The sequence below is a fragment of the Solicola agrisoli genome (assembly GCF_049059935.1).
In the GTDB taxonomy this organism is placed as follows: Bacteria; Actinomycetota; Actinomycetes; order Propionibacteriales; family Nocardioidaceae; genus JAURVT01.
The window spans coordinates 203730-216808 of record NZ_JBMGQR010000001.1 but is presented as its reverse complement, the minus strand read 5'-3'; the positions used below and the strand labels follow the sequence as shown (position 1 = coordinate 216808).

At 74.3% G+C, this 13079-nt stretch carries 15 protein-coding genes; all 15 read left to right on the top strand.

The window, feature by feature from the left end; translation table 11 throughout:
• On the top strand, window positions 1-196 hold a 196-nt coding region (locus ACI6PP_RS01085; RefSeq protein ID WP_421108317.1), incomplete at its 5' end, for a hypothetical protein.
• Window positions 193-1416 (top strand): CpaE/TadZ family protein, encoded by a 1224-nt coding sequence (locus ACI6PP_RS01080; RefSeq protein WP_421108316.1) that lies wholly within the window; start codon window positions 193-195, stop codon window positions 1414-1416. The genes ACI6PP_RS01085 and ACI6PP_RS01080, both read left to right, overlap by 4 nt.
• Complete coding sequence (locus tag ACI6PP_RS01075; protein WP_421108314.1) at window positions 1413-1838, top strand: hypothetical protein; 426 nt, start codon at window positions 1413-1415, stop codon at window positions 1836-1838. The genes ACI6PP_RS01080 and ACI6PP_RS01075 overlap by 4 nt, the downstream gene beginning before the upstream one ends.
• A gap of 134 nt (window positions 1839-1972) precedes the next feature.
• The gene (locus ACI6PP_RS01070; RefSeq protein ID WP_421108313.1) at window positions 1973-2668 is read left to right on the top strand and encodes a hypothetical protein; all 696 of its coding nucleotides are present in this window, start codon (window positions 1973-1975) and stop codon (window positions 2666-2668) included.
• A gap of 4 nt (window positions 2669-2672) precedes the next feature.
• Window positions 2673-3467, top strand: a complete 795-nt coding sequence (locus ACI6PP_RS01065) for a CpaE/TadZ family protein (RefSeq protein WP_421108312.1) — start codon at window positions 2673-2675, stop codon at window positions 3465-3467.
• Complete coding sequence (locus ACI6PP_RS01060; protein ID WP_421108310.1) at window positions 3464-4771, top strand: TadA family conjugal transfer-associated ATPase; 1308 nt, start codon at window positions 3464-3466, stop codon at window positions 4769-4771. Before ACI6PP_RS01065 ends, ACI6PP_RS01060 begins: the two co-directional genes overlap by 4 nt.
• Entirely contained in the window at window positions 4768-5655 is an 888-nt protein-coding gene (locus ACI6PP_RS01055) for a type II secretion system F family protein (protein WP_421108309.1), read from the top strand. The genes ACI6PP_RS01060 and ACI6PP_RS01055 overlap by 4 nt, the downstream gene beginning before the upstream one ends.
• Window positions 5652-6551 (top strand): type II secretion system F family protein, encoded by a 900-nt coding sequence (locus ACI6PP_RS01050; protein WP_421108307.1) that lies wholly within the window; start codon window positions 5652-5654, stop codon window positions 6549-6551. The genes ACI6PP_RS01055 and ACI6PP_RS01050 overlap by 4 nt, the downstream gene beginning before the upstream one ends.
• Before the next feature lie 39 nt (window positions 6552-6590).
• The gene (locus tag ACI6PP_RS01045; RefSeq protein ID WP_421108306.1) at window positions 6591-6812 is read left to right on the top strand and encodes a hypothetical protein; all 222 of its coding nucleotides are present in this window, start codon (window positions 6591-6593) and stop codon (window positions 6810-6812) included.
• The gene (locus ACI6PP_RS01040) at window positions 6809-7246 is read left to right on the top strand and encodes a TadE/TadG family type IV pilus assembly protein (protein ID WP_421108324.1); all 438 of its coding nucleotides are present in this window, start codon (window positions 6809-6811) and stop codon (window positions 7244-7246) included. Before ACI6PP_RS01045 ends, ACI6PP_RS01040 begins: the two co-directional genes overlap by 4 nt.
• Window positions 7243-7692, top strand: coding sequence for a TadE/TadG family type IV pilus assembly protein (locus ACI6PP_RS01035; protein WP_421108304.1), 450 nt, complete (start codon window positions 7243-7245; stop codon window positions 7690-7692). The genes ACI6PP_RS01040 and ACI6PP_RS01035 overlap by 4 nt, the downstream gene beginning before the upstream one ends.
• Complete coding sequence (locus ACI6PP_RS01030) at window positions 7689-8537, top strand: TadE/TadG family type IV pilus assembly protein (protein ID WP_421108303.1); 849 nt, start codon at window positions 7689-7691, stop codon at window positions 8535-8537. Before ACI6PP_RS01035 ends, ACI6PP_RS01030 begins: the two co-directional genes overlap by 4 nt.
• Window positions 8534-9172: a hypothetical protein gene (locus ACI6PP_RS01025; RefSeq protein ID WP_421108302.1), complete on the top strand. Its 639-nt coding sequence runs from the start codon at window positions 8534-8536 to the stop codon at window positions 9170-9172. Before ACI6PP_RS01030 ends, ACI6PP_RS01025 begins: the two co-directional genes overlap by 4 nt.
• Entirely contained in the window at window positions 9169-10230 is a 1062-nt protein-coding gene (locus ACI6PP_RS01020; protein ID WP_421108300.1) for a hypothetical protein, read from the top strand. The genes ACI6PP_RS01025 and ACI6PP_RS01020 overlap by 4 nt, the downstream gene beginning before the upstream one ends.
• Window positions 10231-10276: 46 nt before the next feature.
• Window positions 10277-13072 carry an AfsR/SARP family transcriptional regulator gene (locus ACI6PP_RS01015; protein ID WP_421108299.1) on the top strand — a complete coding sequence of 932 codons (2796 nt, stop codon included), beginning with the start codon at window positions 10277-10279 and terminating at the stop codon, window positions 13070-13072.
• Window positions 13073-13079: the final 7 nt, after the last annotated feature.

Genomic DNA, 13079 nt, shown 5'->3' with positions numbered 1-13079 from the left:
GCGTCCCTGGCTCGTGCCCGCCGCGGTGGGCGTCCTGGCGCTCGCCGTGGGCACCAGCACCCTGGGCATGTCCGACATCACCCGCGCGCGGCTCAAGCGCGTGCTCAACGTCGTGGAGTTCCTCGTCGTCGTCGACCTGCTCGTGCTGCTCGCCGGCGCGCTCGGCGTCTACGGGCTGCTGGGAGGCCTGCTGTGAGTGACGACGGACCCGTCGACGACCGCGAGGCCGAGGCCGAGCGCGCCCGGGAGCGCACCCGGCAGTCGGCCCAGGACGCCGCCGCCGACCTCGCCCGGATGGGCATCGACCCGCGCAGCCTCGGGCTGGACGGCCCGTCGGCGGCCTCGGGTGCGGGCACGCGTCAGGCCACCGAGCCGCCAGCGCCCGAACCGACGACGGGCGGACCGACGGCCCGGATCGTGCCGATCCGCCCGGACCTGCCCTCGCAGGCGCCGACGGCCCGCGACGCCGTCGTCCCGAGGGCCGACCCGTCCACCACGCCGTCCTGGACGACCCCCGACGACGCCGGCACCGGGCGCCACGACCCGGTGGCGCAGATGATCGCCCGGACGGCCCAGCGCAAGCCCGCACCCCGCTCGCCGGGCTCGTTGCTGCGCACCGTCGGGCGCGGCGTGCTGACGCCCGACGCCGCCGAGGCCGCGGGCGTCGAGCGCGAGCTGGTCGCCGCGGTGCGTCAACGCCAGACCGAGCGCCGCGTCGTCGCCTTCGCCGGGGGCCGGGGCGGCGTGGGCACCACCAGCGTGCTGAGCGGGGTCGCGTCGGCGTTCGCCGCGCTGCGCGAGGACCGCTCGGCGGCCCTGGACCTCCAGCCCGGCGCTCCGTCGCTCGGGCGCGCGCTCGGCGTCGCCGAGCCCCTGGCCGCGCCCACCGTGCTGCGCCGCGCCGACTCGCTGGAGGAGCTGCCGCGCACCTCGGCCGGCCTGGCGGTCGTCGACGGACCGCCCTGGGAGCAGCCGCTGCAGCGCCGCGACCTCGCCGCACTGCTCGACCGCGTCGGTGCCGACCACGCCTTCAACCTCGTCGACGTCGGACGCGACCCAGGCGACGCCGCCCACGCGGCGCTCGCGCGCTGCGACCAGGCCGTGCTCGTCACCGGCGTGGGGGAGCAGGGGGTGTCCGCGCTCGAGGTGGTCCGTTCCCGCCTGCAGCAGATCAACCCGCCGGCGGCCGAGCGGGCGGTCGTGGTGGTCGTGTGCCGGTACGCCGACTCCTACCGCCGTGCCCACCGCGAGATCGTCGCCCGCGTCGCCGTCGCGCCCGAGCGCGTCGTCGTGGTGCCGCCCGACGTCCACCTCGCCCAGGGGGGCATGTTCGACGCCTCGCTCGTCGGCGCCGCCACCCGCGAGGCGATGCTCGAGGTCGCGGCGGCCGTGGCGCTGTCGGGCGGCTCCCGGTGAGCTCGCCCGAGGGACGTCCGGCCCCTCCTCCTCCACCACCACCGGCGTACGCGCACACCCCCGACGCCGAGAAGTACGTGCTCGAGGCCGACGCCATGCGTCGGCGCCAGCTGCGCTCGGCCCTGATCCACGGCTCGGCCCGCACCTGGCGCGAGCACCGGCGCACCTGGCCCGGCGTCGTCGTGGGACTGATCGTGGTGGCGGTGATCTGCGGCGGTCTCACGATCAAGGACGCGTTCCAGCAGGAGCAGGCGCGCAAGGCGGCCGAGGAGCGCAAGCAGGCGCAGGAGCAGCGCGAGCGGGACCGCGAGGAGCAGCAGAGCCGGACGCCGGCGCCCTCGCCCGGGCCCTCCGCGCCCACGGCGTCGACCTCGCCGGCCTCGCCGTCGGCGAGCGTGCCCACGCCCGCTCCCACGGATTGACGTCACAATTCGGACGTCGGCCCCAGCGTGCCCGGTCCGGGCTGTACCTTTCTGTCGAGTGAGTGGTCGGGGGACGACGCTCGTCCCTTCCGCCCTGTGGTCATTCGTCCCGTGAGCGTGAGAGGTTCCACCGCATGGCCAAGAACCGTCCGGCCCCGAGCAACCGGTCGACCTCGCAGCCGCCGTCGCGGCTGCCGTCGACGCGCGAGCGCCGCCCGGCGCTCGCCGGCCTGGCCGTGCTGCTGATCGTCGGCGGCGCCGCCGCGTCGGGCTGGCTCGCGCTCCGCGCCGGCGACCGGGTCGAGTTCCTCCAGGTGCGCTCCGAGGTGGCCCAGGGCCAGCAGATCCAGGCCGACGACCTCGAGACCGTGCGCCTGCCGCGTGGCTTCGACGACGGCGTGTCGGCCGACCAGCGCGACCAGGTCGAGAAGTACTTCGCGACGACGAGGCTCGTCCCGGGCACGGTCCTGAACAGCGGGATGCTCGCCGAGGACGGCGGACTGCCCGAGGGCACCGTGCAGGCCACGGTGTCGGTGTCTCCCGCCGTCGCGCGCAACCTCACGGCCGGCACCTCGGTCGCGATGACCGTCGAGTCCGGCGCGGGCGCCGACGCCGAGCCCCAGATCGTCCTGGGCGAGGTGGTCAGCGTCCCCGAGGGCGACGACAGCGGCGGCATCGGCGGCGCCGACAGCGACGTCCCGGTCCAGGTGAGCATCGGCGGCCGCTGCTTCAAGACCCTGTCCAGCGGACTGGCCAACGACGGCGTGCAGGTCGCGCTGGTCGGCGACGCCTCCGACGCCGGCCTCGGCACGGCCTGCGCGAGGAGCTGACCCCATGGCCCTGATCGCCGTCGCCTCGGCCAAGGGCTCGCCGGGCGCCACGACGCTCGGCCTGGTCCTCGGCGGGCTCTGGCCGCGCCCGGTGCTGCTCGCCGAGTGCGACCCCGCCGGCAGCGACGTCGCGGTGCGCCTGCCGGCCCACGACGGCAAGGTGCTCGACCCGCAGCGCGGCCTGATGAGCCTGGTCGCCGCGGGCCGCAAGAGCCTGCACCCGGGGCTCGTGCGCGAGCACACCCAGACCATCGTCGGCGGGCTCGACGTCCTCGTGGGCGTCGGGACGCCCGAGCAGGCCGTGGCGCTGTCGCAGCAGTGGATCCAGTTCGGCCCGCTGTTCGCCGACCTCGTCGGCACCGACGTGGTCGCCGACCTCGGCCGCATCGGCGCCACCACCCCGCAGAACAACCTCCTCGGCTCGGCCGACGCCGTCGTGCTGGTCGTCGACACGACGCCGAGCAACGTGGTGCACCTGCGCGAGCGGCTCTCGTCGGTGATCACCAACCTCGGCGGGCCGCTGGGCACGCCGGTGCACGTCGTGGTCGTCGCCGAGCCCAAGCGCACGCGTGCGGTCCGCGAGGTGCGCGAGGCCCTCGAGCGCGCCGAGGTCCCGGTGCGCGGCGTTCACCACGTGGCGCACGACCGTCGCGGCGCCGCCGTGTTCCAGGGGCAGATCAAGGGCGACAGCGGGCGCACGTCGCTGGTGCGCTCGGCGGCGCCGCTCGTCCGCATCCTGTCCGACGACACCGAGGCACGGTTCTCGCCGGTCCCGCAGACCCAGGAGGTGCAGGCGTGACCGACCACAACCTCGTCCGCCAGCTGCGCGTGCAGGTGGCCGACCGGCTCAACGAGCAGCGCCGCCGCGACCAGGTCAGCGGCGTCACCGCGATGTCGGCCGACGACGAGCGCGAGTACGCGCGCTCGCTGATCGTCCAGGTCCTTGAGGACCACGCGCGCTACGAGATCGCCGAGGGGCGCGCGCCGATCGCCGCCGACGACGAGGCGCAGGTGGCCTCGGCCATCCACTCGGCCCTGTTCGGCGTGGGCCGGCTGCAGCCGCTGCTGGAGGACCCCGAGGTCGAGAACATCGACATCAACGGCTGCGACCAGGTCTTCGTCCAGTACGGCGACGGCCACGAGGAGACGCACCCGCCCGTCGCGGAGTCCGACGAGGAGCTCGTCGAGCTGATCCAGGTGCTCGCCGCCCACACCGGCCTGTCGAGCCGGCCCTTCGACAGCGCCAACCCCCAGCTCGACCTCCGCCTGCCCGACGGCTCGCGGCTGTCCGCGGTGATGAACGTGTGCGCCCGCCCGTCGATCTCGGTGCGCAAGGCGCGCCTCGGCCGGGTCTTCCTCGACGAGCTGATCGGCAACGGCACCATGAGCCGCGACGTCGGCCAGTTCCTGCGCGCGGCCGTGCGTGCTCGCAAGAACATCATGATCGCCGGGGCCACGAACGCCGGCAAGACGACCATGCTCCGCTCGCTGGCCAACGAGATCGACGCCTCCGAGCGGCTCGTCACGGTCGAGCGGGCGCTCGAGCTGGGCTTGGGGGAGTACCAGGACCTGCACCCCAACGTGGTGGCGTTCGAGGAGCGGCTGCCCAACTCCGAGGGACTCGGCGGCGTCTCGATGGCCGAGCTGGTGCGGCGCTCGCTGCGCATGAACCCCTCGCGGGTGATCGTCGGCGAGGTGCTCGGCGACGAGATCGTCACCATGCTCAACGCGATGAGCCAGGGCAACGACGGCTCGCTGTCGACCATCCACGCCAACTCCTCGCTCGAGGTGTTCAACCGCATCGGCACCTACGCGATCCAGTCGCGCGAGCGGTTGCCGCTTGAGGCCACCACGCTGCTCATCGCCGGCGCGCTCGACTTCGTCGTCTTCGTGCGCAAGCACAACGACCACGCCACCGGCGGCGGTCAGGCGCGCGTGGTCGAGAGCATCCGCGAGGTCGTCGGGCACGACGGCCAGGTGCTCTCCAGCGAGGTCTTCGCCCCCGACTCCGAGGGCAGGGCGATGCCGCACGCGCCCATCGCCTGCATCGCCGAGCTGGAGGACCACGGGTACCAGCCGCTCGTCCACGGAGCCTGGGCATGATCACCGACCTCGAGATGCCGTTGTTCTACACCAGCGGTGCGCTCGTCGGGCTCGGCGTCGTGCTGCTGTACGTCGCGCTCCACGGCACGCCGCCGCACGCGGTGACGCCGCGCCGCCAGTGGTCGCCGCGCAAGATGCAGCGCCAGGTGCGCTTCGTGGTGGCCGGGGTGATCATGTTCGCCCTCACGCTCGTCGTCACCGGGTGGATCGTGCTCGCGCTCGCCATCGGGGCGCTCGTCGCCCTGTGGGACCGGCTGTTCGGCGGGTCGCGCGAGGAGCGCGCCGCGATCAACCGGATCGAGGGACTGGCCGCCTGGACCGAGTCGCTGCGCGACACCATCGCCGGCGCCGTGGGCCTGGAGCAGGCGATCCCGGCCACCGCGATCAACGCCGCGCCGTCGATCCGGCCGTCGCTCAACCTGCTCGTCGACCGGCTGCGCGTGCGCGAGCCCCTGCCGGACGCCCTGGTCAAGTTCGCCGACGACCTCGACGACCCGTCGGCCGACCTCGTGGTCGCCTCGCTCATCCTCAACGCGCGCCTGCGCGGCCCCGGACTGCGCGACGTGCTCACCGCCCTCGCCGACTCCGCGCGCGACGAGCTCGACCTGCGTCGCCGGGTCGAGAGCAGCCGTCGCTCCACCCGGCGCAGCGTGCAGATCGTCGTCGGCGTCATCGTCGTCATGTCCGGCGGCCTGATCCTGCTCAACGGCGACTACGTCGCGCCGTACGGGACCGTCGAGGGCCAGGGCGTGCTCGCCGTCGTGATCGCCCTGTTCGCGCTCAGCGTCTGGTGGCTGCGCCGGCTGTCGGGCGTCGACGTGCCCGACCGGTTCCTCGTGGCCGGCAACACCACCGACCGCGTGCCGATCGGAGGCGCCGGATGATCCTGTCCTACCTCGCGGGCGCCGCCGTCGGCGCCGGCATCCTTCTGCTGGTCTCGGTGCTGTCGGCACCGGTGCCCGGCGTCGGCGCCACCCTCGCGCGCCTCGACGGCGGCCAGCGCCAGCGCCGGTCGATCACGCTGAGCGGCGCCGGCGCGAGCGTCGACGGCCGCCTCGACAGCATCCGGGAGACCATCGGCGAGCGCATCATCGCCGAGCTCGAGGCGCGCGGACGTCAGCTGCCGCGCACCCGCGCCGACCTCGCGGTGATGAACCGCTCGCTGACCACGCACCTCGGCAACAAGGTCCTGCTCGCGCTGGCGGCGCTGATCTGGTTCCCGACGGTTCTGCTCATCCTGCGCATCGGCGTCGTCGGCGTGCCCACCGTGGTGGTGCTCGCCGTCGCCGCCGGCGCCTTCATGCTGCCCGACCTGCAGCTGCACCGTGAGGCCGAGGCGCGCCGCCGCGACTTCCGGCACGTCATGGGCTCGTTCCTCGACCTCGTGGCGATGAACCTCGCCGGCGGACGCGGACTGCCCGAGGCGCTGATGGCGGCGTCCTCGATCGGCGACCACTGGGGCATGGTCCGCATCCGCCAGGCGCTCTCCAACGCGCGGCTGGCCGGCTGGACGCCCTGGGAGGGCATCGCCCACCTCGGACGCGAGCTCGGCGTCGAGGAGCTCCGCGACCTCGCGTCCGCCCTCGCCCTGGCCGGCGACGAGGGTGCCAAGATCCGGGCGTCGCTGATGGCACGCTCGGAGAGCATGCGACGCAAGGAGATGGTCGACGTCGAGGGCGCGGCCGGCGAGAGCTCGCAGTCGATGCTCATGGCGCAGCTCCTGATGTGCGGCGCCTTCCTGATCTTCCTGGCCTACCCCGCGATCCAACAGCTCCGGTGACGCGCATGACCTCCATGTCGTCGACGAAAGGAATCCCCGATGTCCCAGCAGCTCCAGTACGCGCAGATGCTGATCGTCCTGGTCCGCGGGCGCGCCGAGCGCGCGCGCCGCGAGGGCCGCTCCGAGGTGGGGGCGTCCGCGATCGAGTGGGCGATCATCTCCGCGATCGTCGTGACGCTCGCGCTCGGCATCTACACGGTGATCAGCAACGTCGTGGAGTCGCGCACGAACGAGATCCAGGACGGCGTGAACGGGGGCTGACCACGTCCCTGTGGCGGCGTCTGCGTCACGGTCGTGCCGAACGCGGCACGACCGCGATCGAGTTCGCCTTCATCGCGCCGCTGCTGCTCCTGTGCATCTTCGCGATCGTCTGGTTCGGCCTGTACTTCTACGGCCGCAACGTGGCGCTGACGTCCGCGCGCGAGGGCGTGTCGTACCTCCGCCTGGCCGGCACCAACGCCGACCCGGAGGCGTTCCAGACCGAGGCACGCCGGGTGAGCATCTTCTACGCCCGGAACGTCGGCGTGCTCAAGGGCGCGCAGGCGCGATCGGAGATCGACGAGGACACCGGCCTGGTGACGATGACGGTCACCGGCTACATCGACGTGCCCGGGCGACGGGCCGACGTCACCCAGACCGTCACCGCCACGCTCGAGCAGTTCCGGGGCGACCCGGGCGTCCCGGACGTCCCGTGAGGGCCGCGCGCCGCGAGGGCGGCACCGCGACCCTCGAGCTGGTGATCCTGGCCCCGGCGATCTTCCTGGTGATGTCGCTGATGTTCGCGTTCGGACGCATCTCGCAGGCCGAGAGCCTCGTCGACCAGGCGTCGCGTGACGCGGCGCGTGCCGCGACGGCGCAGAACTCGCGCAGCGCCGTGCCCGAGCTGACCCGCGAGATCACCACGTCCACGCTGGCCACCGCACCCACGTCGTGCAAGGACACCGCGGCGTCCGAGGCGGTCGCCTCGCCCGGTGCGTTCCAGCTGCCCGACCTGTCGCAGCCCACCCAGGTCGAGCGCGTGCGGGTGACGGTGCGCTGCCAGCTGAACCTCGCCGACCTGGCGTTCCTGCCGCTCGGCACGATCGAGGTGGAGCGCGCGTTCGTCAGCCCGCTCGACCGGTACCGCGGGTACACGCCGTGACGCGCTGGTGGGAGCGGCTCGAGGGGCGGCGGGGGAGCGCGGGCTCGATCACGCCGTTCGTGCTCATCGCCGTGCTCGCGCTGATCCCGCTGGCGGGTCTGGTCATCGACGGCGGCCGGCAGCTCAACGGCCGCGCCCGCGCCATCGCCTACGCCCAGGAGGCCGCCCGCGCCGGCGCCCAGGCGCTCGACCTGCAGGTCGAGGAGACGCGGCTGGTCCCCGGCCTGGCGCAGGACCTCGTCCGCCAGTACTGCGACGACGCCATGAACGGCGCCGACGGCGTCCCCGGCGACGTCACGCTGACGGCGTGCGCACCGGTGCTCGTGCCCGACGAGGACGCGAGCGGGCGCTTCCTGACCATCGGCGTCGAGACGCGGGTCGAGGTCGACCCGCTGCTGCTCGACATCTTCGGCGCCGGACCCCTGGAGTCCCGCGGGCGCGCCGTCGCCCGGGCCTTCACCGGCATCGACGAGGCGGACGAGGGCGCGGTGCCCACGGTCCCGCCGCCCACCGTCGCGCCCGCCGACCCCGGTGCCGGTGGGCTGCCGACCGTCGGACCGGGCGAGCAGGACCCGCTGTCGCCGGGCACCCTGGCGCCGTGCGTCACGCCGTCGACCACGCCCACCTCCGAGCCCCCGGACGAGGACGACCCGCCCGCCGAGCCGGACCCGGACGACCCGCCGACCACGACACCGCCGACCACACCTCCCACCACACCTCCCACCACCGTGCCCACCGAGAACAACGACCTCGACGACGACCAGCCGCCGACCTGCCCCACCACCGCCCCGCCGGCCGACGACGACGAGGATCCAGGCGCCGCCCAGCCCGGGGACGAGCAGTGACCGCGCGGCGGGCGGCCCTGGCCGCCGTGACGCTGGCGGTGCTCGGCACGGCTGCCTGCTCGGGGGAGGCGGCGCCCTCGGTCGACCTGCCGTCCGGCCCCACGGCCTCGGCGACGTCCGAGGCCGACGCCGGTGGCGGCGGCGACTTCGAGCCCACCATCCCCACCGGCAGCGTGCCGCCCACCGAGGGCCTGCCCACCCAGGCCCGTGCCGAGCTCCGTGGTGCCGGCGACCTGGACCCGGCCGTGCTGGCCGCCTGGACGGCGTTCGAGGAGGCCCGGGCCGAGAGCCTCCGGGCGCACGAGGCCACGCCCGAGCTGCGGCGCGTCGCCACGTCCGAGGCGGTCCAGCAGATCACCGCCCGGGGTGCCACCGACGCCCGCGACGGACTGACCGTCGGTCTGCGACCCCTTGGGCGTCTAGAATCCACGAGCGAGTCGGGAGCCACGGTCCGGCTCACCGTGTGCCAGTGGGCGCCGAGCACCGGCTTCTTCGTCGAGGCCACGGGCGAGGCGTCGGAGGGGGCCGACCCGGGATGGGTCGAGGTCCTCACCGTCCTGAGGCGCTCGGGGGAGACGTGGAGGGTGACCGAGAGCGGTCGCACCGGCCAGACATGTCCAGGAGGTTCACCATGACAGCCCGCGTCCGACCCCTGCGGTCGTTCCTGGTCGCCACGGCGACCGCGGTCCTGTCCCTGACCGTGCTCACGGCCCCGTCGGCGCCCGCCGCGGCCGAGGGGTCGAGCAGCGGCGCGTCCGAGTCGTCCAACGGGTGCGTGGTCCACGCCAACGGCACCGGCATGGGCTCGTACTGCATCACCGGCGCCGGGGGCGAGGTGCAGACCCTGCGCGAGCGCTTCGGCAAGCAGAAGTTCGACCGCTGCCGCTTCAGCAAGCCCCGCGAGGGCACCACGGTGCCGTTCAACCCCACGCCCGACGAGGGCCAGTGGTGGATCCGCACCTGCATCGACTACCTCGACTGGGACACCCTCGACGGCGGTCCCGGCCGTCAGGTCAACGTGCACCTGGCCTACCTGCCCAACGACTACGACACCACCTACGACCCCTCGCCGCTGTCGGAGTTCCTGTGGGACCGTCTCGCCCAGACGCGCGCCACCGACTTCCCCACGCCGTTCCTGCAGTCCCGGCCCACGCCGGTCCCGCGCGTCGGCGTGCCGGCGTACATGACGTTCCGGTGGCTCGAGCGCGGCACGCAGCGAGTGGTCGCGGGTGGCCAGTACGCGGGCGACGCCGACGGCGGTCCGTACATCGAGAACAACAACGGACCCATGCGGATGCGTGCGCAGGCGACCAAGATCCGGATCGACCCGCTCCAGAACGACATGGAGCAGACGATCTGCAACCAGGAGAACCCGACGTACGACGAGCAGGCGGGCCCGGACCCGAAGAAGCAGGCCTCGAACTGCTACATCCTGTTCAAGCGCTCGTCGGCCACCGCGCGCGACAACATGAAGAAGACCGACCGGGAGATCCCGGAGTCGCTCGGTCCCGTGTACATCGTCCGCGTCGCGGTCTACTGGCGCGTCGAGTACTCCAGCGACGGCGGCCCGTGGCGGACGCTCGGCCAGCGCAACGCCGACGGCGGCACCGAGCTCATCCAGTACACCGACCAGCCGCTGCCCGTCCGCGAGGCGCAGGCCAGCAACGTGCCGCCCCGGTTCAGCCTGAGCTGAGCGCACGCACCGTCCCGTCCCGGACCAGATTCACGAGGAGCCACCCATGAGCAGCACCCGGAGCCGGCAGCGTCAGCTGCCCGCCGTGGACGTGCCGAGCCGCGGCGCGCAGGTCGCGCAGGGCCTGGCCGCGCTCGTCGGCACCGTGCTGATCGTGGTCGGCGTGCCGATCGCGCTGTACACCGCGTTCGAGGTGCCGCTGCCGAGCGGCCCGCCGAGCAGCGCCTGGCTCACCGCGCGGCTCGACGCCCAGACCGTGATGGGCGTCCTGGCGGTCGTCCTCTGGCTGGCCTGGGCGCACTTCTGCGTCTGCCTGGTCGTCGAGGCGGTCAACGAGCGCGGCGTCCGCGGCCTCGCCCCTCGCGTCCCCGGCGGCGGCATCGGCACCCAGGGCCTCGCGCGGCGGCTCGTGGCCTCGATCGTGCTCCTCGTCGGCACGGCCGCGGTGACGATGCCCTCGGCCAACGCGGTCGCCGCCTCGTCGTCGCACCACCAGGTGACCTCGGTCAGCTCGCTGGCCTCGCTGTCGCCGACCATGGACCAGGCCGCCGAGGCGATCGACGACCTCCCGACCGAGGGCGAGCTCACCGCGGCCACCGCCGCCGACGTCGCCGCCCAGGACCAGGGCGTCGTCACGTACTACGACGTCAAGCCGCCCGAGAACCGCAACTACGACACGCTCTGGGACATCGCCGACCGCTACCTGGGCGACGGCTTCCGCTACAAGGAGCTCTACGACCTCAACAAGGACGTCACGCAGCCCGACGGCCGCACCCTCAAGCAGCCCGACCTGATCCACCCCGGCTGGGTGCTGCAGATGCCCAACGACGCCAAGGGCCCCGGCCTGAAGGTCATCGAGAACGCCACCCGCGGCCCGGTCGCGCCCGCCCCGGCGGCGCCCGCGCCGGTGGCCCCCGACACCCCGGAGCAGACCGACGTCGCCGACACGGCCGTCGTCGACGCCGGTGCCGACGAGGGGTCGTCGCTCGCGAGCTGGACGCCCATGTTCGGCGTGGCGGGCGGCCTGCTCGCCGGCGGCCTCGCCCTGCGCCTGCGGCGCCAGCGTGCCGGCCTCGGCACCGCCCAGCTGTGGGCGGCCCGTGGCACCGACCCCGAGCCCGACGGCCCCCACCCCGCAGGCCCGCCGCCCGGCGCCCGGCTGCGCGACGAGGCCGACGTCGACGGCGCTCGGTGGTTCGACCGCGCGCTGCGCAGCTGGGGCGGCTCGCTCCAGGGGCCCGTGCCGGCGCCGAGCCGGTGCTCGGTCGGTGACGCCGGCCTGGTGATGACGTTCGCCGAGACTCCCGTTGTCGACGCCCCCCGCGGGTGGAGCGTGAGCGACGACGCGCGCGTCTGGAGCCTCGCGCGCGACGCCGAGACCGACCACGTCGACGGCGTCGCCCCCCTGCCCGGACTCGTGACGGTCGGTCGCCGCGACGACGGCACCATGCTGCTCCTCGACCTCGAGTCGGTACCCGGCCCGATGAGCCTCGGCGGCGACGCCGACACCGCCCGGGCCCTGGCCATGAGCATCGCCGTCGACACCGCCACCCACCCCTGGGCCGACGACCGCACCGTCACGCTGGTCGGGTTCGCCGACGACGTCGCGCCCGTCGCGCCCGAGTCCGTGCGCCAGGTCGACGACGTCGAGCGCGTGCTCGAGTCGCTCGAGAACGTCGCGCGCCAGCAGCGCGCCGCCTGCCGCCGTGCCGACACCGTCTCGGCCCGCGAGGCCCGTCTGCACGGCACCGACCGCCAGGCCTGGACCTACCACCTCGTCGTCTGCTCCGGGCTCCCCGTCGGCACGGACCTCGAGCGCCTGTGCGACCTCGCCGCCGACCAGCAGGTCGCACTCGGCGTCGTCGTCGTCGGCGACACCCCCGAGGCCGCCCTGCGGGTCGCGCTCACCCCGGCCGGGCGCCTGTCGGCGTCCTACCTCGGCATCGACGTGCAGGCCCAGCAGCTCACCGTCGAGAGCTCGCGCGTGATCGGCGAGCTGCTGCCCGTCGTCGCGTCCGGCGCACCGCGGGTCGAGCTCGGCGAGGTGGCCGAGGCGCTCGGCGCCTCGCAGGACGACGACCAGGTGCCGGCCGTGTCGGTCGGCGTCCTCGGCCCGGTCGTGGTCGAGGGCGCGGGCGAGGCCGACCCCGACCGCGTCGAGCTGTGGACCGAGGTCGTGGCGTACCTCGCCGTGCACCCGGGCGGCGTGCACCTCAACCGGCTCACGTCGGCGATCTGGCCCCGCGGGGTCGGCGACGACGTCCGCGACGCCACGCTCGAGCAGGTCGCGCGGTGGCTCGGCTCCGACGAGGACGGGACCCCCCGACTGCGGTCCGAGGGCGGCATCGTCTCCCTCGACGACCGCCAGGTCGGCGTCGACTGGGACCGCTTCCGTGCCCGGCTCAACCGCGGGTCGCGGCTCGACGGGCCCGCGCGTCTGGAGACGCTCCGGGGCGCGCTGTCGCTCGTCCGCGGCCGCGCCTGGGCCGACCTGCCCAGGGGCCGGTACAGCTGGCTCGCGAGCACGACCGTCGAGGCCGACATGGCGCTCGCGGTGAGCATCGCCGCCCGCGTCCTGGCCGAGCACGGGGCCCAGAACGACGACGGCGACTTCGCCCGTGACGCGCTCCAGCAGGGCCTGGTGATGTGCCCGGCCAGCGAGGAGCTGTGGCGTGCGGCGCTGCGTCTGGCCGACCGCTTCGGCGGACGGGCCGACGTCCGTGCGGTTGCCGACCAGATGTACGCTGAGATCGCCGAGCACGGATCACCGCTCGGGGCCTCCGCGCAGACCGACGCCCTCGTCGACGAGCTGCTGCCCGGACACCGCACACGCGCCGCGTGACGACAGG

Excerpts from the sequence above, each read along its gene's own strand:
- ACI6PP_RS01070 (WP_421108313.1), top strand. The coding sequence starts at position 1,973 with ATGGCCAAGAACCGTCCGGCCCCGAGCAACCGGTCGACCTCGCAGCCG.
- ACI6PP_RS01065 (WP_421108312.1), top strand. The coding sequence starts at position 2,673 with ATGGCCCTGATCGCCGTCGCCTCGGCCAAGGGCTCGCCGGGCGCCACG.
- ACI6PP_RS01055 (WP_421108309.1), top strand. The coding sequence starts at position 4,768 with ATGATCACCGACCTCGAGATGCCGTTGTTCTACACCAGCGGTGCGCTC.
- ACI6PP_RS01050 (WP_421108307.1), top strand. The coding sequence starts at position 5,652 with ATGATCCTGTCCTACCTCGCGGGCGCCGCCGTCGGCGCCGGCATCCTT.
- ACI6PP_RS01045 (WP_421108306.1), top strand. The coding sequence starts at position 6,591 with ATGTCCCAGCAGCTCCAGTACGCGCAGATGCTGATCGTCCTGGTCCGC.
- ACI6PP_RS01020 (WP_421108300.1), top strand. The coding sequence starts at position 9,169 with ATGACAGCCCGCGTCCGACCCCTGCGGTCGTTCCTGGTCGCCACGGCG.
- ACI6PP_RS01015 (WP_421108299.1), top strand. The coding sequence starts at position 10,277 with ATGAGCAGCACCCGGAGCCGGCAGCGTCAGCTGCCCGCCGTGGACGTG.